Genomic DNA, 22,988 nt, shown 5'->3' on the forward strand with positions numbered 1-22,988 from the left:
CGACCGTGGGTCGCCCCCCCCCCCCCGCGGGGGGGGTGTTCTTCGGCGGCGCCCCGGGCCCCCGTGTGGGGGGGGGGCGCGGGGGGGGGGCCCCCCCCCCCCACCGCCACTCCCCGTGGCGGGCCTGTCGGGGCAAAACGCCCTGTTTCGGGATCTAAGCACATGAATCCACCGATTTTGCCGACGCGCCGCCGACATGCCCGGACGCCCCGCGCGAACGCCGTAGACAGGACTCCCCAGTCCGCTCGTTCCCGTTGGGAGTCCCGGCAGATGACCATCGCCCCCGCCAAGCTCACCGACCCCGCCGTCCGCGCCTTCGTCACCGCGGTCAACGCGGGCGACCGCGACGCCTTCTTCGCCCTGCTCACCCCGGACGCGACCATGTCCGACGACGGCTCCGAGCGCAGTCTGGCGGACTGGGCCGACCGGGAGATCTTCGGCCCGAACGGCCGGATGGACGTCCAGAGCGAGTCCACCGGCGGCCACGCGCTGATCGCCGAGTTCACCAACGACACCTGGGGCGTGATGCGCACCACCTGGCGCTTCACGGTCGAGGACGGGAAGATCAGCCGGTTCGACACCGGCCAGGCGTAGCCGACCGCCTCAGGACAGCCCCAGGCACCCCCGCACCGCGCGGATCAGGTTGCGCGAACGGACGTCCCCGGTGACGCCCGGCTGCATGCCGTTGGTGACGTACCCGAAGCCCAGCCCGAGGTCCGGGTCGGCGAAGCCCAGCGAGCCGCCCCGGCCCGGGTGGCCGAAGCTCGCCGGGGAGGCCATCGGCGCGGTCGGGCCGTGCCGCCAGAAGCCGAGGCCGAAGGTGGAGTTGACGATCAGCACCCGGTCCGGGCCGTTCACCACCGGCCCGACCGCGCGGGCCAGCACCTCCGGGCCGAGCAGCGGCGGCAGCAGTTCGCCGGAGCCGTCCGGGCGGTCCGCCACACCGATCAGCGCCGCGTAGAACCGGGCCAGCGAACGGGCGGTGCCGATGCCGCCCGCGCCGGGGATCTCGGCGGCCTGCACCGCCGGGTCGTTCATGTTCACCCCGGGCAGCACCGAGGCGAAGGAGCGGGCGGTCAGCGAGGTCGGGTCCTGGTAGGCGTCCCGGACGGACTGCTTGGGCCGCAGCCGCAGCCCGCTCGGGCCGGTCCGGGCCGCCTCCGGGGCGGGCAGGTCGACCAGCTTGCCGACCCGGGGCGCGGCGCCGGCCGGCAGCCCGATCCACAGGTCCAGTCCGAGCGGCCGGGCGATCTCCTCGGCGAAGTACTGTCCGATCGTCCGACCGCTCACCCGCCGCACCACCTCGCCGACCAGCCAGCCGAAGGTGTACGGGTGGTAGCCGTGCGCGGTGCCCGGCTCCCAGGCGGGCGCCTGCGCCGCGACGGCGGCGACCGCCCGCTCCCCGGTCAGCACGTCCTCCAGGCGCAGCGGCACGTCCAGCGCGGGCACCCCGACCTGGTGCGACAGCAGCCAGCGCACCGGCGCCTCGCCCTTGCCGGCCGCCGCGAACTCCGGCCAGTACGAGGCCGTCGGCGCGTCCAGGTCGAGCAGGCCCCGCTCGGCCAGCAGCAGCGCGGTGGTCGCGGTCAGGCCCTTGGTGACCGAACGCAGCACCTGGGCGGTGTCCGCCGTCCACGGCACCGCGGGCGCGGGCCGCCCGCCGACCTCGGGCCGGGCGTCGCCACCCCACAGGTCGACCACCTTGCGGCCGCGCAGGTACAGCGCGAAGGCCGCGCCGAGCTCGCTGTACTCGGCGAAGTTCCGCGCGAAGGCCGCCCGTACGGGCTCGAACCCCTCGGCCGTCTCGCCCCAGATCTCCACCACCGCGCGCCGCCCTCGGTCTGTCCGGATCCAGCCTGTCCGGATCCGCCTATTTGATCGATCCCGCGTTCGAAGCGGGCCCCGAAACCCTAACCTGTCGGACATGACCAACCCTGCCGAAGAGCTGCTGGACGTCGTCGACGAGCACGACCGGATCATCGGGACCGCGCTGCGCGGGGAGGTGTACCGGCAGGGGCTCATCCACCGCTGCGTCTTCACCCTGGTCCGCGACCCCGCCGACCGGATCTTCGTCCACCGCCGCACCGACACCAAGCTGTTCGCCCCCGGCGCGTACGACATGTTCGTCGGCGGCGTGGTCGGCTCCGGCGAAACCTACGCCGAGGCCGCCGTCCGCGAGGCCGAGGAGGAGCTCGGCGTCCACGGCATCACGCCGCGCCCGCTGTTCAAGTTCCTCTTCCGGGAGCCCGACGGCGGCAGGCTCTCCTGGTGGTGCGACATGTACGAGGCCGAGTGGGACGGCCCGGTCTCCCCGCAGGAGTCCGAGGTCGCCTGGCACGCCTGGCTCACCCCCGACGAGCTGGCCGAGCGCCTGGCCCGCGACACCTTCGTCACCGACGGCCGCGAGGCCTACCGCCGCTACCTGGAGCTCCGTGCCGCCTAGGGCCTGCCGCTTGGGTCCTTGCCGGGCCCAGGAGACAGGCCCAAGGGGGCGTCTTGCGACCGCCGGATAGGGTGACGCGCATGGCCTCCCGTACGCCGTCACCGACGGCCGACCGCGCAGCACGGACCGCCGCCGCACCCGGCCGGGGGGCGGCGGGTGAGCGGCCGCGCCGCCGGCTGAGCGTGGACGAGCGGCGAGAGCAGCTGATCGCGGTGGCGCTGGAGCTGTTCAGCCGGCGCCCGCCGGAGGAGGTGTCGATCGACGACATCGCCGCCGCCGCGGGTGCCTCCCGGCCGCTGGTGTACCACTACTTCCCCGGCAAGCAGGCGCTGTACGAGGCCTCGCTGCGCCGGGCCGGGCGGGAGCTGTCGGCGCGCTTCGAGGAGCCCATGGAGGGGCCGCTGTCGGAGCGGCTGTACCGGGTGATGGGCCGCTACCTCGACTTCGTGCAGAGCCACGGGCCCGGCTTCGCCGCGCTGCTGCGGGGCGGCTCGGTGGCGGCCAGCGCGGGCACCTCCGCGGTGATCGACGAGGTCCGCCGGGCCGCGCACGACCAGATCCTGGCCCACCTGGCGGTCCCCGCGCCGAGCCCCGGGCTGCGGTTGACCGTCCGGGCCTGGATCGCCAACGCCGAGATCACCTCGCTGGAGTGGCTGGCCGAACGCTCGGTGCCGCTGGAGGAGCTGCAGCTGCACCTGGTGCAGGAGTTCGTCGCCTCACTGACCCTCACCGCGGCGCGGGAGCCGGCCCTCGCCAGCGAACTGGCCTCCTTCTTCGCCGACGAGCGCCCGGACGGGCCGAGCGGCCGCCTGGTCCAGGACCTCGCCGCGCTGTTCACCGTCCCCGGCATCCTCGACGCGGTCACCGCACTGGCCACCGGAGCGCCGACCCCGGCGGGTCCAGCCTCCGCAGGCCAGGCTCCCGCAGGCCCGGCCTCCGCGCTGGTGGACGAACCGTCCGCGCAGGCCACGGCGGGCTCCGCCGACACCGCCGACGAATGATCATCCGGTGATCCTGCGGTTCGGTGACGACGGTGGGCTCTGATAGGAATGGGCAGGGATCTGACGGCACGCCGCCCGAGCGGGCCCGATCCCACCCGAAACCACCGACGGCAGACGGAGCAGAGCGGGGGGCTCACCAGTTGACCCAGGACGTCCAGTTCAGCGCGGAGGCCAACCCCTTCGCGGCAGCCGAGCAGGTTCTCTCGACCCTCGGCACGCTCACCGACGCCCTCTTCGACGAGCACACCTCGCGCCACCCGGCGGCCTCGCTGAGCGCCCTGCGATCGGCCGGGCACCCTGCCGCGGAGGCGCTGTTCGGTCTTCCGCTGGCGCCCAACGGGCCGGTGCACGCGGCGCTCGACGGGCTCGGCACGGTGATCACCGTTGGGACGGCCCGCCCGGGCACCGGCGCCCCGGTCGCCGACCGGGTGACGACCGCGCTGCACAACCGCTACGGCGGCGGGGTGGTCCGCGGCGCCATCGCCGACCGGGGTACCACCTCGGCCGCGCTGTTCCAGCTGCCGGTCACCGGTGAGTTCGCCGATGCCAAGCTGCGCCCGCCGTTCGCCCCGGCGCTGGCCGCGCTGGCGGCCGGGCAGCAGACCCGGCAGCCGGTCGAACTGGCCACGGGCGCGGGCGCCGAGGTCCGCCTGGTCGTCCCGCCGGGCTTCCACCCGCTGACCTCCCCCGGCGGGCCCGCCGGGGTCTCGGCCCGTACGGTGCCCGCGCTGCCGGACGGCGGCGACGGTACCGACCGGGTCGCTGCGGCGGCGGCCGCCGAGCTGACCGGGCATCTGGCCGAGGTGGCCGAGGAACTGTTCAGCGCCACCGGACCGGAGCCGCGCCGCGACTTCGCGGTGATCTCCGCGACCCTGACCGACCTGATCCAGGACGCGGGCGTCTGCTACGCGGGCCTGTGCGCGCTGGAACTGGACGGACGCGCTTCGGACGCCGCCCTGGTCGTCTCGCTCGCCCGGCACCCGCTGCCGATCACCGCGCTCGCCACCGAACTGGCCACCGTACGGCGGCACGCCGAGGTGTGGACGGTGCTGCTGCCGGCCGGACCGGCCGCCGTCCTGGTCGAGGGGCGGACCGTGCCGGTGCCCGGACCGCTGGCCGCCGACGGGCAACGGCGCTGGGTGGTCACCTCGGCCGTCCAGGCCTTCGTCCCGCTGCCGGACGGCGGGACGGTGCTGTGCGCCCAGCTGTCCACGGCGCGGCCGGAGGACTGGGAGCTGTACACGGAGGCGTTCGCGGAGCTGCTGAAGAGCATCCAGTTCGGCTGGGACGGCACGCAGGTCGGGGCGGCTGCCGCGCCCGCTCCGGTCGCCCCGGCTGTGCCGGCGTCCCCGCCCGCCGTTCCGGTGGCCCCGCAGACTGCCGCGCCCACGGTGGAGCAGTCGGCGGTGGAGTCGGTGGAGAAGCCGGTGCACCTGCGCGGCACTCCGGTGCGCATTCCGCCCGCGGACTTCGACCCCTTCGCCCCGGTGGCGGCGGAGCCGACGGCCGAGGTCTCTGCGCCGGCCACGGCCACGGCCGCTGCGGCGGACGACGAGCGGCCGAAGGGCACGCCGGTGATGATCCCGCCGCCGGACTTCGACCCCTTCGGCATGATGGGCTTCACCAACGAACCCACGGCCGAGCCGGCCGCGCTGCCGGGTGGGGGTACCGCAGCTCCCGACCCGTTCGGCACGACGATCGCCTCCGAGCAGAAGGCCGACCCGTTCGGCACCACCGTCGCCGCGCAGGGCCCGGCCGTCCCGCCGCCGCCCGCGGCCCCGCCGACCATCCCGGCCCAGGCCGAGCCTGCGACGGGCACCCCGACGGCGGACGAGGCGTCGGGTCCACGCAAGGGCACCCCGGTGATGATCCCACCGCCGGACTTCGATCCCTTCGGCATGATGGGCTTCTCCAACGAACCCACGGCCGAGCCCGAGGCGGAAGCGAAGGCCGACGCGGCGCCGGAGCACCGGCCGTTCGGCTGACGGGCGGGCAGCCAACGGGCCGCGGTCGGCGACAGACAACGGCTGACAGCTGACAGTGGTCAGACGCTACTTGTTCCCGCTCCCGCCCCCGGTTTCGTTCCCGCCATCGCTCCCGGCCCGCCGCGCCTCGATCAGCGCCGCCACTCCGTCCAGCATCCGCGCCAGCCCGAACGCGAACAGCGCGTCCAGGCTCATGTCGATCTCCGGCCCCCGGTTCAGCGCGTCGAACATCGGGAAGCGCTCCGGATCGGACATCAGCCGGTCGTGGTCCTCGTCGGCCAGCTGGTCCATCCACTCGTCCGCGGACATCCCGCTGTCCTGCTCGGCCTGCGCCTCCCGCTCGAAGTGGACGGCCAGCCCGCAGGTGAAAGCCGCCAACGAGACGGAGGCCTGGGCCATCTCCTCCCCGCTCAACCCCAGCCCGGCCAGTGCGGCCATCGACCGCTCGGTGTGCAGCGCCGCGTCCGGTGCGAGTACCGGCCGGGTGAAGGACATCGTGGACGCCAGCCACGGGTGCCGCCGATAGATCCGCCACTGCAGCCGCGCGACCTCCTCCAGCCCCGCCCGCCAACCCGGCGCCGATGAGTCGGGCAGCGGCTGCTCCCCGAAGACGGTGTCCATCATCAGCCGCAACAGCTCGTCCTTGCCGGGCACATGACGGTAGAGCGACATGGTCGCGACGCCCAGTTCGGTGGCGACCCGGCGCATCGACAGCGCCGTGAGCCCCTCCGTGTCGGCCACTCGGACCGCCATCGCGACGACCCGCTCCCGGGTCAGGTCCCGCTCCCCACCCCGAGCCCGCCGAGCACCCGACGCACCCGACCCACCCGCACCGCCTGGCGCCACACCTGCCGGCCCAGCCGAAGCCCGCCTGGCCTCCCGAACCTCCGCAGGAACCGCAGGTGCGGCAGCCACAGGAGCCGTCACCACCGTCCCCACCCCCGGAACGGCCCGGACCAGCCCCTCCTCCCGCAGCCGGTTGAGCACCTTGGTCGCGGTGGCCATCGCCACCCCCCACTCCTGGGTGATCCGCCGAGTGGACGGCACCCGGGCCCCGGGCTTCAACTCCCCCGCCGCGATCCTCCGCCGTAGCTCGGCCGCGATCCGCTCCGAGGGCGTCCCGCTCTCCACCACAACCACCACCGCCCGCTCGACCACCGCACTAGTGCACCGCAGTCGCACACGCTAGCAGCCGGTCAACGGCTCCCTACGGAGCCCAATCGACACGGGCCTCTTGCCAGTTGACGATCACCGCGGACAACGGCCGCCCCCGGGTGCCCGGTTCGTCTCAGCCGCCCCGCCGTGCCAGGTGCACCACATCCGGCACACCCCGGCTGACCGGGATCTCATGCGTGGCGACGTCCGAGAAGCCCGCCGCCCGCAGCGCCTCCTCGAAGGCCACGGAGGGCTGCGCACTCCACACCGCCAGCACCCCGCCGGGCTGCAGCCGGTGCCACAGCACCGCGAGGCCGTCCGCACCGTACAACCCGTTGTTGGAGTCGGTGACGGTCCAGTCCGGACCGTTGTCGATGTCCAGGCACAGTGCGTCGTAGCGCTCGCCGTCGGCCGCCGCGAGGTACTCCAGCAGGTCGGTGTGGAGCACCGCGACCCGCTCGTCCTCCAGCGCACCGCCGGAGAAGGCGCCGAGCGGGCCGCTGCGGTGCCAGTCGATGATCGCATCCTCCCGCTCGACGATCGCGATCCGCGCCCAGCGCGGCTCGGCCACCGCGTACGCGAGCGAGAACCCGACCCCGAGCCCGCCGATCAGCACCGACGGCCCGGCCGCACGGTCGCCGACGGTGCCGCCCGCACGCTCCAGCTCGTCCAGCGCCGCCTGGATCAGCAGCCGCTCGGAGCGCCCATCGACGGTGTCCATCAGGAAGCAGCCGTTGGCGATGATCTCGTAGTGCCGTCCGCGCTGCCGCAGCACCACCTCACCGAACGGCCCCTCCCGCCGGTCGAGCGTGACGACGGTCTCGTGGCCGTCCCGTTCGGGCAGTGCGGTGGTCATGCGTCCTCCTCGACGTACTCGTCAGCAGGACCGTACCGGTGCGGACGATCACCCGCCCGACAATTAACCGAGCCCGTCCGACGAGCGGGCCCGGCGAACGGGTCCGCCGCCCGCCGCCACCGGCCCCACCGAGCAGCCGACCCCGCACAGCCGCGCCCGTCAGGTCGTGAGCAGCACCCCCGCGTACGACACGCCCGCGACGACCACCCAGGACCCGAGCCCGAGCAGCGCGATCCGCCCGCCCGTGCGCGCCATGGTCGGCAGGTGCACCGCAGTGCCGAGGCCGAACAACGCGGCGGCCAGCAGCAGTTCCTGCGCGTCCCCGGCCAGGTCGAGCGCCCGCTCGGGCAGCACCCCGGTGGTGCGCAGCACGATCATCGCGAGGAACCCGGCGACGAACAGCGGCATGATCGGCGGCCGGCTGCCGCTCTTCTCCCCGCCCGTAGCGGCGGCCCCGCGCGCGTTCCGCCGCACCACCACGGCCACGCCCGCGACCAGCGGCGCCAGCAGCACCACCCGCATCAGCTTGACCAGCACGGCCTCGCGTAGCGCCGCCGTCCCGCCGGTCTGCGCGGTGGCGACCACCTGCCCGACGTCGTGCACGCTCGCGCCGACCCAGCGGCCGAACTCCACCTCGCCGAGCCCCAGCGGGTGCTGGAGGAGCGGCAGCACGGCGATCGCCAGCGTCCCGCACAGGGTGACCAGCGCGACCGAGGAGGCGACGTCCTCCTCCTCGCTCCCGGCCGCCTGGCTGACCGCGCCGATCGCCGAGGCCCCGCAGATCGAGTACCCGGTGGCGACCAGCAGCGGCTGGTCCCCGGGCAGCCCGAGTTTGCGGCCGAGCCACATCGTGCCGGCGAAGGTGGCCGCGACCACCGTGAGCACCATGGCGACGGTGGCCCAGCCGAGGCCGAGCACGTCGTCCAGGCTGAGCTTGAGCCCGAGCAGCACGATCCCGAGCCGCATCAGCCGCTTCCCGGCCATGGACAGCCCCGGCCGGGCGACTCCGCGCACCACCGGGCGCAGCCCGGGCAGGTGGGCCGCCGCCATGCCGAGCACGACGGCGGCGGTGAGCTTGGGCACGGCCGGGACGACCGCGTGGACGCCCACGGCGGCGGCCACGCCGGCGGCGGCGAGCAGCAGGCCGGGGGCGTCGCCGCCGAGCGGGGGGAGTGAACGGGTGCGGGTGGCCCGCTCCCGGAGGGTGAGTGCCACGCCGCCGCTCACCGCTCCTGATCGGCGGGGAGTCGGTAGACCCGCCGGATGCTGGTGCCGAGTCGCGAGATGTCCGCGCCGTACACGTGGATGGAGATCGCCGTGCTGCTACAGGAGTTGCGCACCAGGTGGATGTCGCCGGGCGGGGCGAAGGCGGCGACGGTCCCGGCCGGGCCCGCCACGTGCTCGGTCTCGACCAGCCGGGCACTGCGCCCGTCGGAGACCAGCCGGTAGCGGATCTCGCTCTCCTGGCCCTGGTGGACACCGGCCACGCACCACGAGACGTGGTCGTGGATCGGGGTCTGCTGCCCGGGCAGCCAGACCAGGGCGACGACGGAGAAGCCGCCGTCCTCCTCGGCGTGCACGACGTGCTGGCGGTAGCGCTGCGGGTCGCCCTCGCGCTGGGCGGGGGTGAGCAGCGCGTCCGGGCCGTCGGGGTCGGCGAGCAGGTGCGGGGCGAGGCGCTCACCGACCAGGTAGGCGGTGAGTTCCGGGGGCAGTCCGCGGTCCACGACGGCGCGGATCTCACTGATCAGCGCGGTCATCCGCTCGGTGAGCCGGTCGGTGCCGACCGTGGTGGGGGGTGTCATGGCAGCAGGTTCGGACCTACTGACCTATCACGTCCAACGATGGTTCTTAAGCTATACCCCCACTAGTGCTTATGGATCAGCATCCGACCCGGCTCGCCGCCGCCTGCCGGAGGTGGTCCAGCACCAGTCCGGTGGCCGGGATCCGCCGGTGCTCGCTCAGCACGTACGCGCTCACCTGCCGGCGCAGGTGGGGTTCGACGGCCCGCCCGGTGACCTTGCGGTGGCACATGAAGGAGAGCACCAGGGCGGGCATCAGCGCGATCCCGACCCCGGCGGCGACCAGGCTCTGCACCGCGAGGTTGTCGTCGGTGGAGAACACGATGTCGGGCGCGAAGCCCTCCTCGGCGCAGACGTGCAGCAGGTTGGCCCGACAGCGCGGACAGCCGGCGATCCAGCGCTCGCCGTCCAGGTCGGCGAGCCGTACGGCGTGCCGGCGGCCGAGCGGGTGCCCGACCGGCAGCAGCACGGTGAGCAGGTCCTCCATCAGCGGGATCTCGTCCAGGCCGTCCGGCACGTCGGTCGCCGCGCCCGGGTAGCGGAAGGCCAGCGCGATGTCGCACTCGCCGCGCAGCAGCCGCTGGACGGAGTCCGGCGGCTCGGCCTCCAGCAGCTCGACCCGCACGCCGGGGTGTTCGGCGAGCAGTCGGGCCATCGCCTCGGGTATCAGGGTGGCGTTGGCGCTGGGGAAGGCGCAGACCCGGACCCGTCCGGCGCGCAGCCGGGCGAGCGCGGCGAGCTGTTGCTGGGCAGCGGAGAGGCTGCCGAGGATCAGTTCGGCGTGCCGGGAGAGCGCCTCGCCGGCCTCGGTGAGCCGCAGGCCGCGCCCGGCGCGGGTGAACAGCGGTACGCCGACGCTGCGTTCGAGGGCCTTCATCTGCTGGGTGATGGCGGGCTGGGTGTAGCCGAGTTCCCGGGCCGCGGCCGAGTAGGAACCGGCCCGGACCACCTCGTGGAACGTCCTGATGTGCCGCGAGTCGAACACCGGCTCCATGGCCCCTCCGCCCGGTCGTCTCCGCCCTTCCCCACAATCATAAGAGGAATTTGGAGGTAGCGACCCTACCCTCACCCGCACCTATGGTTCAGTCCCGAACCAAGCTTCCCACTGCCGCAGCCCCACTGCCCCGAACTCACTGCGCCGAACTCACTGCGCCGAGGGCGGCAACCCCATCGCGACCCCGGCCTTCGCCACCGGAGCCCCACCGCGCACGCTCGGGCTGCGCCGGCTGCGCCGCTCGACGAAGCGGGCGAGCCAGGACAGCAGCAGACACATGCCGATGTAGATCGGCGCGATCACGATCACCACCGGGATGAACGGCAGGTCGTAGTCCAGGTTGGTGGCGATCAGCTTGCCCGCGTGCAGGAACTCCTCGTAGGTGATCAGGAACCCCAGCGAGGTGTCCTTGAGCGCGACCACCAGCTGGCTGATGATGACCGGCAGCATCGCCCGGTTGGCCTGCGGCACCAGCACGTACACCATCACCTGGGTCTTGCGCATGCCCAGCGCGTACGCCGCCTCCCGCTGCCCCTTGGGCACCGCGAGCACGCCGGCCCGGAACACCTCGGCCAGCACCGAGCCGTTGTAGAGCACCAGCCCGGTCACCAGCGCCCACAGCGGCTGCACCTTGAGGGCGACGAAGACGAAGAAGATCATCACCAGCAGCGGCATGGCCCGGAAGAACTCCACCACCAGCGTGGCGAACCAGCGCACCACCCGGTGGTCGGACAGCCGCCCGGCCGCGAACAGCGCGCCGAAGGGCAGCGCGAACAGTGCCGTCCAGCCGAAGGCCCGCAGGGTGTTGCCCAGCCCGCGCAGCAGCAGGTCCTGCACGCCCCGGTACTCGAAGGGCTCCCACTTGGCGTAGGTGAACTGCTGGGTGTGGAACAGCATGTAGACGACCCAGCCGATCAGCGCCGCGATCAGCAGCAGCGCGATCCCGCCGTACAGCCGGTGCCGGGCCAGCGCCTTCGGGCCGGGGATGTCGTACAGCGCCGAGGATTCAACGGTCATCGGGACACCGCCACTCGTCGTTCCAGCAGGTTGAAGACGGCGCTGACGGCGAAGGTGATGATCAGGTAGCCGACGGCGATCCAGACGAAGGTCCAGACGATGCTGTAGCCCAGCTCGTTGATGGTCCGGTAGGTGCCCAGCAGTTCGGTGACACTGAAGGAGCCGGCGATCGCCGAGTTCTTGACCAGCGCGATCATCACACTGCCGATCGGCCCCACCACCGAGCGGTACGCCTGCGGCAGCACCACCAGGCCCATCGTCTGCCCGAAGCCCAGGCCCAGGCTGCGGGCCGCCTCGCCCTGCCCGGACGGCACGGTGTTGATGCCCGAGCGCATCGCCTCGCAGACGAAGGCCGAGGTGTAGCAGCCGAGTGCCAGCACCGCGAAGGTGTAGAAGGGCAAGGTGATGTTGAACCGGGGCAGGCCCAGCACCACGATGAAGAACAGCAGGGTCAGCGGCGTGTTGCGCAGCAGCGTCACCCACACCGTCCCGAACACCCGCAGCGGCCGCACCGGCGAGACCCGGAAGCCCGCGATCAGCACGCCCAGCACCAGCGACAGCACGGCGCTCACCGCGAACAGCGAGAGCGTGCCGAGGAAGCCGTCCCAGTAGGTCGACCAGTTGTCGGTCAGCGTTTTCACGGCGCGGCCCTCTCAGTACCGGTCGATCGGCGGCGGGGTGGGCGCGGGCTCCCCGGACAGGCCGAGGGTCGCGTGGAAGGCCTTCGTCCAGTCGCCGTTCTGCTCGTGGTGCGCCAGCGCGTCGTCCAGCGCGTCGCGCAGCACGGTGTCGTTCTTCGGGGTCCCGATCCCGTACGGCTCGGTCGAGAACAGCGGGCCGACCACCTTGAGCTCGTCGGGCACCTTGGCCGCGTAGCCCAGCAGGATCGCGTTGTCGGTGGTGACGGCGTCGACCTGGCCGGTGATCAGGTTGTCGACGCAGGCCGAGTAGGAGTCGTAGCCGATCAGGTGCGCCTTGGGGTACTGCGACTGGATTCGCTGGTACGGCGTCGAGCCGGCCGCCGAGCAGACCTTCTTGCCGTCGAGGTCCTGCGGCCCGTGGATGCTGTTGTCGTTCTTGCGCACCAGCAGCGACTGCCCGGCGAGGAAGTACGGCCCGGCGAAGCCGACCAGCTTCTTCCGGTTGTCGTTGATGGTGTACGTGCCGACGTAGTAGTCCACCTGGCCGTTCTGCAGCGCGGTCTCGCGGTTGGCCGAGGCGATGGTCTTGAACTGGATGTTCTCCGGCCCGAAGCCCAGCGAGGCGCCGACCATCTTGGCGATCTCGATGTCGAAGCCGGAGTACACGCCGGTGGCCGGGTTCTTCTGGCCCAGGTAGGGCTGGTCCTCCTTGACGCCGACCACCAGGTGGCCCCGGGCGCGGGCGGCGTCCAGGGTCGGCGAGCCGGTGATCGAGGAGGCGTCCTGCACCTGGTAGCTGGGTAGCGCGCTGGGCTGGGGGCCCTTGGGCGGCGGGGTGCCGGCCTTGCCGCAGCCCGCCGCCAGGGCGGTGAGCAGCAGGGCGACGGCGAGCAGGCGGCGGCGCGCCCGCGCGGTGGGCGTCGTCTTACGGGTCACGGCGCCGCCTCAGTGCTTCAGGATCTTGGACAGGAAGTCCCGGGCGCGCTCGCTCTCGGGGGCGCTGAAGAACTCCTCCGGGGCGCGGTCCTCGACGATCCGTCCGTCGGCCATGAACACCACCCGGTTCGCCGAGGCCCGGGCGAAGCCCATCTCGTGGGTGACCACGACCATCGTCATGCCCTCGCTGGCGAGTTGGCGCATGACGTCCAGCACCTCGTTGATCATCTCGGGGTCGAGTGCCGAGGTCGGCTCGTCGAACAGCAGCGCCTTGGGGTCCATCGCCAGCGCCCGGGCGATCGCCACCCGCTGCTGCTGGCCGCCGGAGAGCTGGGCCGGGTACTTGTCGGCGTGCGCCACGAGGCCGACCCGCTCCAGCAGCGAGCGGGACTTGGCGTCCGCCTCGGCCTTGGGACGGCCACGGACCTTGATCTGGGCGAGCGAGACGTTCTGCAGCACGGTCTTGTGCGCGAACAGGTTGAAGGACTGGAACACCATGCCGACCTCGGCACGCAGCTTGGCCAGGCCCTTGCCCTCCTCGGGCAACGGCTGGCCGTCGATCACGATGGTGCCGCGCTCGATCGACTCCAGCCGGTTGATCGCCCGGCAGAGCGTGGACTTGCCGGATCCGGAGGGGCCGATCACCACGACGACCTCGCCGCGGCCGACCGTCAGCTCGATGTCCTGCAGCACGTGCAGGTCCCCGAAGTGCTTGTTGACCCCGTGCAGCTCGATCAGCGGGGTGAAGGCCGAGGAGCCGGTCGGGGCCGGCCCGGGAGCGGTGGTCACCGGCCGCGCCGTCCCTTCATCAGCCAGCCCAGCACGGCGCCGGCGACCAGCGTGGCCAGCAGCGTGATCCAGAGCGGCGCGGTGACGGTGAACACCCAGAACTGGATCTTGACCTTGTCGAGGTTGGCGAACAGGAACCACACCGCCAGGATCACGATGGCGCCGATCCCGATGTACCGCGTGGGGATCCCGCCGATCTCGCTGCGCTGGGGGCGGGACGAGCCGTCTGAAATCTTGGTCACCGGAGCAGTCTGCTGGCCGGGGCAGCGACTTGCCCGGTTACGCGCCCTTACGGGCAAGGGAGTAACCCGCACGGGGCAATCCGACCCCGTGCGGGTTTACCGATCTACGTCTTCTGGAGCGCGTTGAACTCCCCCGGCCGCTACCGCTCGTCCCGCCAGGAGCGCCACAGCGCGGCGTACGGGCCGCCGACCGCGACCAGTTCCGGGTGGCTGCCGTACTCGCTGATCCGCCCGCCCTCGACCACGGCGATCACGTCCGCGTCGTGCGCGGTGTGCAGCCGGTGGGCGATGGCGATGACCGTCCGGCCCTCCAGCACCCGGGAGAGCGAACGCTCCAGGTGCCGGGCGGCACGCGGATCCAGCAGCGAGGTGGCCTCGTCCAGCACCAGGGTGTGCGGGTCGGCCAGCACCAGCCGGGCCAGGGCCAGTTGCTGGGCCTGCGGCGGGGTCAGCGAGGTGCCGCCGGAGCCGACCTCGGTGTCCAGCCCGTCCGGCAGGGCGTCCACCCAGCCCCCGGCGTCCACCGCGTCCAGCGCGGCCCGCAGTTCGGTGTCGTCCGCCTCGGGCGCGGCCAGCCGCAGGTTGTCCCGCAGGGTGCCGACGAACACGTGGTGCTCCTGGTTCACCAACGCGACCTCCGCGCGGACCCGCTCGGCCGGCATCCTGGACAGCGCGGCCCCGCCGAGGGTGACGCTGCCCCGGCCGGGCGCGTAGATGCCGGCCAGCAGCCGCCCGAGGGTGGACTTGCCCGCCCCGGACGGGCCGACCAGCGCGACCCGACTGCCCGGGACGACGTCCAGGCTGATCCCGTGCAGGACGTCGGCGCCCTCGCGGTAGCCGAAGCGGACGTCCCGGGCCTCGACCCGGCGGCCGTCCGGCTGGACGGACTCGTCCTCCTCGTGCTCCGGCACCTCGTGCACACCGACCAGCCGGGCCAGCGAAGCCTGCCCGATCTGCAGTTCGTCGTACCAGCGCAGGATCAGGTCCACCGGGCCGATGAGCATCTGCGTGTACAGCACGCCGGTGGTCAACTGGCCGACGGTCAGCCAGCCCTTGAGGGTGAACAGCCCGCCGACCATCAGGGTGGTGAGCACCGCCGAGGTGTAGACCGCGTCGATGGTCGGGAACCAGACCGAGCGCAGCCACAGGGTGTACCGCTCCCAGGCCAGCCACTCGCCCAGCTTGCGGTCGGTCAGCCGGACCCGCTGCTCGCCCAGCCGCAGCGCCTCCACCGTCCGCCCGGCGTCCACCGTCTCGGCCAGCACGTTGCTGACCGCGGCGTACCCGGCCGACTCGTTGCGGTAGGACTGCGGCGCGCGCCGGAAGTACCAGCGGGAGCTGAGCAGCAGCAGCGGCAAGCCGACCAACGAGGTCAGCGCGAGCAGCGGCGAGGTGACCAGCAGGGCGCCGAGCACCAGCAGCAACGACACGACGGCGACGGCGAGTTCGGGCACGGCCTCGCGCACCGACTTGTCCAGCCGGTCGATGTCGGTGGTGCCCCGGGAGACCAGATCCCCGGTGCCGGCCCGCTCCAGCACACCGGTGGGCAGCGCGACCGAGCGGACCAGGAAGTCCTCCCGCAGGTCGGCCAGCACCCGTTCACCGAGGACGGCGCCGCGCATCCGCGACCAGCCGGTGAACGCGGACTGCACCACCAGCGCCAGCAGGTACCAGCCGACCGCCACCGCGATGGTGGCCCCGGCCGTGCCGGTGGCCAGCGACTCGACCAGGCTGCCGAGCACCCAGGGCCCGACCAGCCCGGCCAGGGTGGCCATCGAGTGCAGCGCCACCACCCCGGCGAACCCGCCCCGGTGCCGCGCCGCGAGCTGCCGCAGGTACCCGCGCACGGCAGCCGGGGAGCCGACCGGCAGGGTGGTGACCGGCCCCTGCTCCTGATGGACGGGGGGCTTCATGACGTACTCCTCACGTGCGGTACCGGACAGTTGACGCGGGTGGTCACACCGACTCCGTGACTCGCCCGCTCGTCTCCGGGCGTTTCCGGTCCGGTGCCGACGCTCTTCGCTCCGGCACTCCCTCCGCCGTCGGTCGCCGGTCGCTCCTCGCTCTCGGCACCGGCGATCCCTTCGACTCGGGGCGGGACCGGTGCACTCTCCTCGTCCCGGGTGACCACGGCCCGGTACGCCGGCTCGGTGCACATCAGCTCGCGGTGCCGCCCGGCCGCGACCGCCCGGCCGCCCTGCAGCAGTACCACCCGATCGGCCTGGTCGAGCAGCAGCGGGCTGGTCGCGAACACCACGGTGGTGCGCCCCGCCCGGGTGTCCCGCAGCCCGGTGGCGATCCGGGACTCGGTGTGGGCGTCCACCGCGCTGGTGGGCTCGTCCAGCACCAGGACCGGCGGGTCCGCCAGCAGCGCGCGGGCCAGGGCCAGCCGCTGGCGCTGCCCGCCGGAGAGCGAGCGCCCCCGCTCAGCGACGCGGGCGAGCATCGGGTCTCCCGCGCAGTCCGGCGAGCCGTCCGCCAGTGCCTCCAGCACGTCCTCGCAGCGGGCCGCGGCCAGCGCCTCGGCCACCGGGACCCGGCCCGAGGAGGGGATGTCCAACAGCTCGGCGAGGGTGCCGGAGAGCAGCACCGGCTCCTTGTCGTGGACCAGCACCGCCGCCCGGGCCTCGGCCAGCGGCACCGCGTCCAGCTCCGTGCCACCGAGCCGGACGGAGGGCGGCGGCTCCTCGCCGTCGGCCGACGGGACGTGCCCGCCGAGCCGCTCGGCGAGCGCCCCGGCGAAGTCCGGGTCCCCGCAGACCACCGCGGTCAGCTCACCGGCCCGGGCGGTCAGCCCGGTCTCCGGGTCGTGCAGGTCGGCCTTGCCGGGCCGGGTCAGCGCGGCCCCGGCCGCTCCACTGGTCCGATTGAGCGAGAGCACCCGCACGGCCCGCCCGGCGGAGACCCGGGCCACGCTCCAGGCGTGCGCCGCCTCACCGAGGATCCGCAGCGGCGCGGCCAGGAAGGCGGTCGCGCCGTACACCGCGATCAGGGTGCCGACGGCGAGCTCGCCGGAAGCCGCCAGCCGGGCGCCGTACCATGTCACCCCGACCACGAACAGGCCCGGCAGCAGAACCTGTTGGGCCTGCATCAGCGACCAGACCCGGGCCGAGCGCACCGCGGCCGACCGGACCTTCTGGGAGGCCGCCCGGTACCGCTCCAGGAACAGCTCCTCGCCGCCGATGCCGCGCAGCACCCGCAGCCCGGCCACCGTGTCGGCGGCCAGCTCGGTTGCCTTGCCGCCGAGCTCGCGCTGCTTCTCGTAGCGCCGCTCGAACGGCCCGATCAGCGGCCAGACCGAGGCGGCCAGCACCGGGACGCCGAGCAGCACCCCGATCCCGAGCACCGGTTCGACCACCAGCACCACCGAGCTGACGGCCAGCCAGACGATCACCGCAGCCCGGACCCGGGCGACCAGCTCGACGTACCAGCCGATCCGCTCGACGTCCCCGCTGCCGACCGCGACCACCTCGCCGGTGGCGATCCGCCGGGACAGCCCGGCCCCCAGGTGGGAGGCCTGCCCGGCGACCAACTGCCTTACGTGGCAGGCGGCGTGGATCCAGTTCCAGACCGCCTGCCGGTGCAGCAGCACGGCGCCGAGCGCGGCGGCCGCGGACAGCAGCAGTCCGAGCGCGCCGGCCCGCCAGATCCCGGCGGCGTCGCCGTCCACGGCGGCCTGCACGCCGTGCCCGAGCGCTATCGGCATCGCGGCCTGGGCGCCCATCTCCAGCAGCGCCCAGCAGGTGGCGAGCACCTGCCCGCGCCGTTGGGCGCGCTGCAACCAGCGCAGGAAGGCCAGGGGTGAGGAGAGGTCGGGACTGCCGGGGTCGGCCAGCGGCAGGGGGGTGAGCAGCATGACACTCCGATGCAGAAGGTGCGGAGGTGCGGAGGTACGGGGGCGCGAGGGTGCGGGCGCGTGCAGAGGGCCGCGAGGGCGCACAGGCACGGACCTGACGGAACGGGCGAAGGACGCGCGGCACAGCGGCGCGGCGACGTCGACACGTCCGGGGGGAGAGGCCGGACGGACAAGGGTTGGGCACGAAGGGCCCGGATCTCAGGAGGTCATGTCAGCGAGCCTGCCAAGCCCGATGTGATCCACGCAACAGGTTTTTCCCCGCCCCCGATCCCGGCGCCCCGCCCCCGACCCGTCGAGCACCCACTGACGGCCCGCTGGCGTCCCGCTGACGGCCCGGCACCGGCGCACCGCCGCCCACCGCGGACGGCTCGGGCGCACGCCACGCCGTCGTAAAGCTTCGCCAAAGATTCGCCCGACCGGCGGGAACAATCGCCTCGGGGCGCCAGTTGGCCCCACTGGAACCAGCAACCACCAGGAGAGGTCACCCCTTCCCGTGAGCAACATCCCCAGCGTCACCCTGAACGACGGCGCTTCCATCCCCCAGCTCGGCTTCGGTGTGTGGCAGGTCCCGGACGGCGAGGCCACCGCCGCCGTCCGCACCGCGATCGAGGCGGGCTACCGCTCCATCGACACCGCGGCGATCTACGAGAACGAGGCCGGCACGGGCGCCGCGATCGCCGAGGCCCTGGCGGGCGGCGTCGCCCGCGAGGACCTCTACATCACCACCAAGCTGTGGAACTCGGGCACCCGGGACTGGTCCGGCGAGCAGGGCCGGGACGCGGTGCTGCGCGAGTTCGACGCCTCGCTGGCCAAGCTCGGCCTCGACTACATCGACCTGTACCTGATCCACTGGCCGCGCCCGATGCACGGCAGCTACCTGAACGTCTGGAAGGCCCTGGAGCAGCTGAAGGCGGACGGCCGGGTCAAGTCGATCGGCGTCTCCAACTTCGGCACCGAGCAGCTGACCCGGGTGCTGGACGAGGCCTCGGTCGTCCCGGTGCTGAACCAGGTCGAGCTGCACCCGTACTTCCCGCAGGAGGAGCTGCGCGCCTTCCACGCCCAGCACGGCATCGCCACCGAGGCGTGGAGCCCGCTGGGCCAGGGCGGCGAGCTGCTGGCCGAGCCGGCGCTGGTGAAGATCGCCGAGAAGCACGGCCGTACGGTCGCGCAGGTGGTGCTCCGCTGGCACCTGCAGAACGGCGTGATCGCCATCCCGAAGTCGGTCACCCCGTCCCGCATCCGGGAGAACCTGGACGTCACCGGCTTCGAGCTGGACGCCGAGGACCTCGCGGCGATCGCCTCCGTCGCCACCGGCAAGCGGATCGGCCCGGACCCGCAGGGGTTCGACTGGAACTGACGCCCGACGCGGGGGCGCCGGCGCGGCGCCCCCGCCGGGGAGAACACTGGCCAACAACCAGCCATATCGAAGTACCGCCCATCCCGATCAGGGAGGGCGGTACTTCGGCGTGCCCGGATTCACCGACGGCCGCAGATCTCAGACGCCTTGGCGAATCGTTTTGGCTGGGCTTACACAGGCTTTGCCTAGAGCCTGGCGGCCTTGGCGATGAGCGCGAGCGCGGCCTCGTGCTCCTCCTCCGCCAGCGGCGAGAGCAGCAGCCGCTGAACCTCGGCCACCCCGGCGGCCGAGCGGTGCAGCAGGTCCTGGCCCGCCGGCGAGAGCGAGAGCAGGTTGCGGCGACCGTCCGAGGGGTCGCGCCGACGCTGCACCAGACCGCGGCGCACCAGCCGGCTGACCATCTCGGCCATCGTGGCCTTGTCCAGCGAGGCCAGCTCGCCGACCGTGCGCTGGTCCGCGCCCGGCTCCAGCTCCAGCGCGTCCAGCACGGCGTACTGCGGGGCCGTCAGCTCCGCGCCGACGTGCTCCGACCAGAGCTTGGTGTGCACCTGCTGGCCGACCCTGATCAGGTAGCCGATAGCCCGCTGGGCGTCCAGTATCGGCCGCGCGTCCGAGAACACGGCGACCGCGGCGGGCTCCAGCCTGGCTATCTTGGCCATCACCCGGACGACCTCGACCTGCTCGTCCGGGGTGAGCGGCTCGAACAGCACCCGCTGCACGCGGACCACACCACCGGTGGCCTCGCGCACCGCCTGGGCGCCGCTCTGCGAGAGCGCGAGCAGCTTGCGCCGGCCGTCGGCCGGGTCGCGCCTTCGCAGCACGAGGCCGCGGCGGACCAGCCGCGCGACCATCTCCGCCATCGTGGCCTTGTCGAGCGAGGCACGCTCGCCGACCGTGCGCTGGTCCGCGCCCGGTTCGAGGGCGAGCACCAGCAGGACCGCGAACTGCGGAGCCGTGAGATCGGCTCCGACGTGCTCGGACCACAGCCGGGTGTGAACCTGCTGTGCAACGCGAATGAGGTGTCCGGGCGACTGCTGCAGTCGCGCCGACACGCGGGTTGTCGGGATCTCCCCCAGCACCATGTATCCGTCCCGATGTCACACCCGGTGTGTGTGGGACACCCGGGTGGGGCAGTAACGGCGAGTGGGCGTCCAGCTATGAGGGAGGGCGCTCCAGCCGTGCAGCCGGTGGCTGCTGGCGGACACTATACAAACGGCGGGCCCTTGCTGGCAGGCAGGGGCGGATAGTAGACGCAGGTTCGGCAACATTGGCATATTTACGCGCCGCCAAGCCCTTGCGGTAACCCGTTCTCAGCAGAAAGCCGACCGGTCGGTCCTTACCGACCGTCACCTGCGCCTCTCCACCCTGGCCGCACCCCCTACCCGCCGGTAGGGTGTGGGCACCCTCTCCGGGGGCACTCCCCCGGAGGCACCCCGAGAGAGACGAGAGCGCGCATGACCGAGCAGAGCACCGCCACCCGGGTCGCCGTCGTCACCGGCGCCGCCCGCGGCCTGGGCGCCGCCACCGCCGTCCGGCTGGCCGCCGACGGCTACGCGGTCGCCGTCCTGGACCTGGACGAGACCGCCGGCAAGGACACCGTCGACCGGATCACCGCCGCAGGCGGCCGGGCGCTGGCCGTCGGCGCCGACGTCTCGGACGCCGAGCAGGTCCAGGCGGCCGTCGACCGCGTGGTCGCCGAGCTCGGCACCCCGGTCGTGCTGGTCAACAACGCGGGCGTGCTCCGTGACAACCTCCTCTTCAAGATGTCCGAGTCCGACTGGGACACGGTCATGAACGTCCACCTGCGCGGCGCCTTCCTGATGACCCGCGCGGTGCAGAAGCACATGGTCGACGCCGGTTTCGGGCGCATCGTCAACCTGTCCTCCTCGTCGGCCCAGGGCAACCGCGGCCAGGCCAACTACTCCGCCGCCAAGGCCGGGCTCCAGGGCTTCACCAAGACTTTGGCCATTGAGCTGGGCAAGTTCGGCATCACCGCCAACGCGGTCGCCCCCGGCTTCATCGCCACGGACATGACAGCAGCCACCGCAGCCCGGGTCGGCATGGACTTCGAAGACTTCAAGCGGGCCGCGGCCTCTCAGATCCCGGTCCAGCGGGTCGGAGAACCCGAGGATGTCGCCCACACGATCTCCTTCCTCGCCAGCGAGGGCGCCGGCTTCGTCTCCGGACAGGTGATCTACGTGGCGGGCGGCCCCCTCGACTGAGCACGGAACCTACACAGGGTTACCACGGAGCGGGAGGCCGGGCGGACCGGCCGCCCGCTCCGCCTTCTTTACCGGGGCTTTTGGAGAATCATTCGAAGACCACACTGGTTTTCGATCCAGGAATACCGGAAATCACTCCCCGGGCCACCTCGTGGACGACCTAATTGTCGATTTCGCGGGAAGATGACAATTCCCTCCGAAATATCCCCGGTCGGGTGGGTAAGGTCGCCCCGTGCAATCCAGAAGTACCGCCGCCCGCATTCCGCGACAGGAGTCGGAAGGCCGCATCGCCGACCACCGGGAGCTCCGGACTCCCGACCGCGCCCCCGAGGGGGTGACCCCCGGGAGCGGCGAGCTCGGCTGGCCCCCGATGAGCCGCCGCCGGGCCGCCCTGCTCGCCGCCACCTGCGGCGTCTACCTGCTGGTGCTGGCCGGAGTCCTGCTCAACACCGACCTGGTCGACCTCGACTGGTCGGTCCGCCTGCTCCGCCCCTACGACCGGTGGCCCAGCCTGGAGCCGCTGCTCGCCACCTGGGTGGTCGCCGGGCAGCGCGGGCCCAGCGCCATCGCCGCCTTCGTCTGGCTCACCTGGCGCGCCCACCGCCTCGGGCGGCTGCGCCCGCTGCTGGTCATGGGCGTCGCGTTGCTGCTGCTGAACATCACGGTCGGCGCGGTCAAGATCGTCACCGGACGGCTCGGGCCGCACTACGCCCAGTACGTCGGCTCGCCCGAGCTCTTCTCCGGCGGCACCATCTTCCCCTCCGGGCACACCGCCAACGCCGTGGTCACCTGGGGCGTGCTCGCCTACCTCGCGGTCCGCTGGCGGCGCACCGGCGCGCTGATCGCCGCCGCCACCGCCTGCTCGATCGGCCTGACCACGGTCTACCTGGGCACCCACTGGGTCAGCGACGTGCTGGCCGGCTGGGCCGCCGGGCTGCTGGTGCTGCTCTCACTACCGCTGCTGGAACCGCTGGTCGCCGCCGCCGAACAACGCCTCCACCGCCGGTTCACCCGCTGACCCCGACGGCCACCCCCGGCCCGCGCACACCGAACCCGCGCACGCCCCGTCCACCGGACGCTACCCCTCCCAGCTGCGCTCGACCACGCCGTCCCGCACCGCGAGGTTGAGCCGACCCTCCCGGTACTCCATGGTGATCATCTGCCCGGGCTCCAGCACCCGGACCGAGGCCCAGCCGTGCCGCCGGGCCAACTCCCGGGCGCGCTCGATCCGCAGCCCCGCGTACCCCTCGGCGTCCTCCCCCATCGCGCCCGCCCCCGCGTTGTCCGACCCCGTCATCGCGCCTCCCCCGGCTCGCCCCTCGGACGTACGCTGGAATCGTAGCCCGCACCCGCGCGGCCCGGAGGTGACCGCCCATGCGCACCACGACCCCGCGACGGTGGCGCAGCGGAACCGAGCCGTCCACCGCCCGCAGCGACCTCAAGCTCCGGTACATGCTCTCGCTCACCTTCACCCCGCTGTTCGCGCTGAGCACCGTGGGCTTCGCTGTCTGGGCGGCCCTCTCCCCCGTCAACGGCGCTCCCAGCCGGGGCACCCTCACCGGATTCGCCGTCGCCCTCGGCCTGCTCACCCTGTTCGCCGCCGTCGATCTCGTGGTGGTCATCCGGCGCCGCCGGACCGAGCTCTGACGCGGTGTCTCCCACGGAGTGGGCAGCCGACCCGGCCGACTGCCC

The 22,988-nt window shown here is 73.0% G+C and carries 24 protein-coding genes; 9 read left to right on the forward strand and 15 right to left on the reverse strand.

The features are described from left to right. Positions 1 to 270 precede the first annotated feature (270 nt). Positions 271 to 594, forward strand: a complete 324-nt coding sequence (locus ACIRYZ_RS02690; protein WP_402938611.1) for a nuclear transport factor 2 family protein — start codon at positions 271 to 273, stop codon at positions 592 to 594. A 9-nt stretch (positions 595 to 603) separates the two neighbouring features. Here the strand turns inward: ACIRYZ_RS02690 and ACIRYZ_RS02695 are convergent, their stop codons facing one another. Beyond that, on the reverse strand, positions 604 to 1,824 hold the full coding sequence (locus tag ACIRYZ_RS02695) for a serine hydrolase domain-containing protein (protein ID WP_402938614.1): 1,221 nt from the start codon (positions 1,822 to 1,824) through the stop codon (positions 604 to 606). Positions 1,825 to 1,924: 100 nt separating this feature from the next. On the opposite strand from ACIRYZ_RS02695, the gene ACIRYZ_RS02700 reads away from it, so the two are divergent. From ACIRYZ_RS02700 to ACIRYZ_RS02710, 3 genes are all read left to right on the forward strand, one after another. Further along, entirely contained in the window at positions 1,925 to 2,443 is a 519-nt protein-coding gene (locus ACIRYZ_RS02700) for an NUDIX hydrolase (protein WP_402938617.1), read from the forward strand. 80 nt (positions 2,444 to 2,523) lie between these two features. After that, positions 2,524 to 3,444: a TetR/AcrR family transcriptional regulator gene (locus ACIRYZ_RS02705; protein WP_402938620.1), complete on the forward strand. Its 921-nt coding sequence runs from the start codon at positions 2,524 to 2,526 to the stop codon at positions 3,442 to 3,444. A 140-nt stretch (positions 3,445 to 3,584) separates the two neighbouring features. Continuing rightward, positions 3,585 to 5,429 (forward strand): hypothetical protein, encoded by a 1,845-nt coding sequence (locus ACIRYZ_RS02710; protein ID WP_402938623.1) that lies wholly within the window; start codon positions 3,585 to 3,587, stop codon positions 5,427 to 5,429. A 66-nt stretch (positions 5,430 to 5,495) separates the two neighbouring features. Here the strand turns inward: ACIRYZ_RS02710 and ACIRYZ_RS02715 are convergent, their stop codons facing one another. Then, the gene (locus tag ACIRYZ_RS02715) at positions 5,496 to 6,494 is read right to left on the reverse strand and encodes a TetR/AcrR family transcriptional regulator C-terminal domain-containing protein (protein ID WP_402939481.1); all 999 of its coding nucleotides are present in this window, start codon (positions 6,492 to 6,494) and stop codon (positions 5,496 to 5,498) included. Between ACIRYZ_RS02715 and ACIRYZ_RS02720 the strand changes: the two genes are divergently transcribed. Next, positions 6,409 to 6,618: a hypothetical protein gene (locus tag ACIRYZ_RS02720; RefSeq protein ID WP_402939556.1), complete on the forward strand. Its 210-nt coding sequence runs from the start codon at positions 6,409 to 6,411 to the stop codon at positions 6,616 to 6,618. The two genes, ACIRYZ_RS02715 and ACIRYZ_RS02720, sit on opposite strands and share 86 nt — an antisense overlap. Before the next feature lie 99 nt (positions 6,619 to 6,717). On the opposite strand, the gene ACIRYZ_RS02725 is transcribed toward ACIRYZ_RS02720, so the two are convergent. From ACIRYZ_RS02725 to ACIRYZ_RS02775, 11 genes are all read right to left on the reverse strand, one after another. Beyond that, on the reverse strand, positions 6,718 to 7,440 hold the full coding sequence (locus ACIRYZ_RS02725) for a spermidine synthase (protein ID WP_402938626.1): 723 nt from the start codon (positions 7,438 to 7,440) through the stop codon (positions 6,718 to 6,720). A gap of 159 nt (positions 7,441 to 7,599) precedes the next feature. After that, positions 7,600 to 8,655 carry a YeiH family protein gene (locus tag ACIRYZ_RS02730; RefSeq protein WP_402938629.1) on the reverse strand — a complete coding sequence of 352 codons (1,056 nt, stop codon included), beginning with the start codon at positions 8,653 to 8,655 and terminating at the stop codon, positions 7,600 to 7,602. A gap of 8 nt (positions 8,656 to 8,663) precedes the next feature. Beyond that, positions 8,664 to 9,245 carry a cysteine dioxygenase gene (locus ACIRYZ_RS02735; protein ID WP_402938632.1) on the reverse strand — a complete coding sequence of 194 codons (582 nt, stop codon included), beginning with the start codon at positions 9,243 to 9,245 and terminating at the stop codon, positions 8,664 to 8,666. A gap of 76 nt (positions 9,246 to 9,321) precedes the next feature. Then, positions 9,322 to 10,227, reverse strand: a complete 906-nt coding sequence (locus ACIRYZ_RS02740; RefSeq protein WP_380612888.1) for a LysR family transcriptional regulator — start codon at positions 10,225 to 10,227, stop codon at positions 9,322 to 9,324. Between the two features lie 159 nt (positions 10,228 to 10,386). After that, entirely contained in the window at positions 10,387 to 11,253 is an 867-nt protein-coding gene (locus ACIRYZ_RS02745) for an amino acid ABC transporter permease (protein WP_387615306.1), read from the reverse strand. Further along, positions 11,250 to 11,894 (reverse strand): amino acid ABC transporter permease, encoded by a 645-nt coding sequence (locus ACIRYZ_RS02750; protein ID WP_402938635.1) that lies wholly within the window; start codon positions 11,892 to 11,894, stop codon positions 11,250 to 11,252. Before ACIRYZ_RS02750 ends, ACIRYZ_RS02745 begins: the two co-directional genes overlap by 4 nt. A 12-nt stretch (positions 11,895 to 11,906) precedes the next feature. After that, positions 11,907 to 12,830, reverse strand: coding sequence for a glutamate ABC transporter substrate-binding protein (locus ACIRYZ_RS02755; protein ID WP_402938637.1), 924 nt, complete (start codon positions 12,828 to 12,830; stop codon positions 11,907 to 11,909). Between the two features lie 9 nt (positions 12,831 to 12,839). Next, positions 12,840 to 13,568 carry an amino acid ABC transporter ATP-binding protein gene (locus tag ACIRYZ_RS02760; protein WP_393028362.1) on the reverse strand — a complete coding sequence of 243 codons (729 nt, stop codon included), beginning with the start codon at positions 13,566 to 13,568 and terminating at the stop codon, positions 12,840 to 12,842. A 47-nt stretch (positions 13,569 to 13,615) separates the two neighbouring features. Continuing rightward, positions 13,616 to 13,861, reverse strand: coding sequence for a lipopolysaccharide assembly protein LapA domain-containing protein (locus tag ACIRYZ_RS02765; protein ID WP_380612846.1), 246 nt, complete (start codon positions 13,859 to 13,861; stop codon positions 13,616 to 13,618). 140 nt (positions 13,862 to 14,001) lie between these two features. Then, positions 14,002 to 15,774, reverse strand: a complete 1,773-nt coding sequence (locus tag ACIRYZ_RS02770) for an ABC transporter ATP-binding protein (RefSeq protein WP_402938641.1) — start codon at positions 15,772 to 15,774, stop codon at positions 14,002 to 14,004. Then, the gene (locus ACIRYZ_RS02775) at positions 15,771 to 17,717 is read right to left on the reverse strand and encodes an ABC transporter transmembrane domain-containing protein (protein ID WP_402938644.1); all 1,947 of its coding nucleotides are present in this window, start codon (positions 17,715 to 17,717) and stop codon (positions 15,771 to 15,773) included. The genes ACIRYZ_RS02770 and ACIRYZ_RS02775 overlap by 4 nt, the downstream gene beginning before the upstream one ends. Before the next feature lie 493 nt (positions 17,718 to 18,210). On the opposite strand from ACIRYZ_RS02775, the gene ACIRYZ_RS02780 reads away from it, so the two are divergent. After that, positions 18,211 to 19,074, forward strand: a complete 864-nt coding sequence (locus ACIRYZ_RS02780; protein WP_402938647.1) for an aldo/keto reductase — start codon at positions 18,211 to 18,213, stop codon at positions 19,072 to 19,074. A 185-nt stretch (positions 19,075 to 19,259) separates the two neighbouring features. Here ACIRYZ_RS02780 and ACIRYZ_RS02785 read toward each other — a convergent pair whose 3' ends face one another. Further along, positions 19,260 to 20,126: a MarR family winged helix-turn-helix transcriptional regulator gene (locus ACIRYZ_RS02785; protein WP_393028319.1), complete on the reverse strand. Its 867-nt coding sequence runs from the start codon at positions 20,124 to 20,126 to the stop codon at positions 19,260 to 19,262. Between the two features lie 402 nt (positions 20,127 to 20,528). Between ACIRYZ_RS02785 and fabG the strand changes: the two genes are divergently transcribed. Both fabG and ACIRYZ_RS02795 read left to right on the forward strand, forming a co-directional pair. Then, a complete protein-coding gene (gene fabG / locus ACIRYZ_RS02790; RefSeq protein ID WP_380612841.1) occupies positions 20,529 to 21,296 on the forward strand; it encodes a 3-oxoacyl-ACP reductase FabG in 768 nt (255 codons plus the stop codon). 232 nt (positions 21,297 to 21,528) lie between these two features. Beyond that, entirely contained in the window at positions 21,529 to 22,314 is a 786-nt protein-coding gene (locus ACIRYZ_RS02795) for a phosphatase PAP2 family protein (RefSeq protein WP_402938651.1), read from the forward strand. 60 nt (positions 22,315 to 22,374) lie between these two features. Here ACIRYZ_RS02795 and ACIRYZ_RS02800 read toward each other — a convergent pair whose 3' ends face one another. Continuing rightward, complete coding sequence (locus ACIRYZ_RS02800; RefSeq protein ID WP_393028317.1) at positions 22,375 to 22,593, reverse strand: I78 family peptidase inhibitor; 219 nt, start codon at positions 22,591 to 22,593, stop codon at positions 22,375 to 22,377. Positions 22,594 to 22,670: 77 nt separating this feature from the next. On the opposite strand from ACIRYZ_RS02800, the gene ACIRYZ_RS02805 reads away from it, so the two are divergent. Beyond that, on the forward strand, positions 22,671 to 22,943 hold the full coding sequence (locus ACIRYZ_RS02805; protein ID WP_393028316.1) for a DUF6343 family protein: 273 nt from the start codon (positions 22,671 to 22,673) through the stop codon (positions 22,941 to 22,943). Positions 22,944 to 22,988 lie beyond the last annotated feature (45 nt).

Source organism: Kitasatospora sp. NPDC101155 (assembly GCF_044768305.1).
Lineage (GTDB): Bacteria > Actinomycetota > Actinomycetes > Streptomycetales > Streptomycetaceae > Kitasatospora.

Bases quoted from the DNA above. Each gene is read 5' to 3' on its own strand.
- ACIRYZ_RS02725 (WP_402938626.1), bottom strand. From the start codon at position 7,440: ATGACCACCGCACTGCCCGAACGGGACGGCCACGAGACCGTCGTCACG.
- ACIRYZ_RS02735 (WP_402938632.1), bottom strand. From the start codon at position 9,245: ATGACACCCCCCACCACGGTCGGCACCGACCGGCTCACCGAGCGGATG.
- ACIRYZ_RS02800 (WP_393028317.1), bottom strand. From the start codon at position 22,593: ATGACGGGGTCGGACAACGCGGGGGCGGGCGCGATGGGGGAGGACGCC.
- fabG (WP_380612841.1), top strand. From the start codon at position 20,529: ATGACCGAGCAGAGCACCGCCACCCGGGTCGCCGTCGTCACCGGCGCC.
- ACIRYZ_RS02805 (WP_393028316.1), top strand. From the start codon at position 22,671: ATGCGCACCACGACCCCGCGACGGTGGCGCAGCGGAACCGAGCCGTCC.
- ACIRYZ_RS02770 (WP_402938641.1), bottom strand. From the start codon at position 15,774: ATGAAGCCCCCCGTCCATCAGGAGCAGGGGCCGGTCACCACCCTGCCG.
- ACIRYZ_RS02690 (WP_402938611.1), top strand. From the start codon at position 271: ATGACCATCGCCCCCGCCAAGCTCACCGACCCCGCCGTCCGCGCCTTC.
- ACIRYZ_RS02775 (WP_402938644.1), bottom strand. From the start codon at position 17,717: ATGCTGCTCACCCCCCTGCCGCTGGCCGACCCCGGCAGTCCCGACCTC.
- ACIRYZ_RS02705 (WP_402938620.1), top strand. From the start codon at position 2,524: ATGGCCTCCCGTACGCCGTCACCGACGGCCGACCGCGCAGCACGGACC.
- ACIRYZ_RS02700 (WP_402938617.1), top strand. From the start codon at position 1,925: ATGACCAACCCTGCCGAAGAGCTGCTGGACGTCGTCGACGAGCACGAC.
- ACIRYZ_RS02745 (WP_387615306.1), bottom strand. From the start codon at position 11,253: ATGACCGTTGAATCCTCGGCGCTGTACGACATCCCCGGCCCGAAGGCG.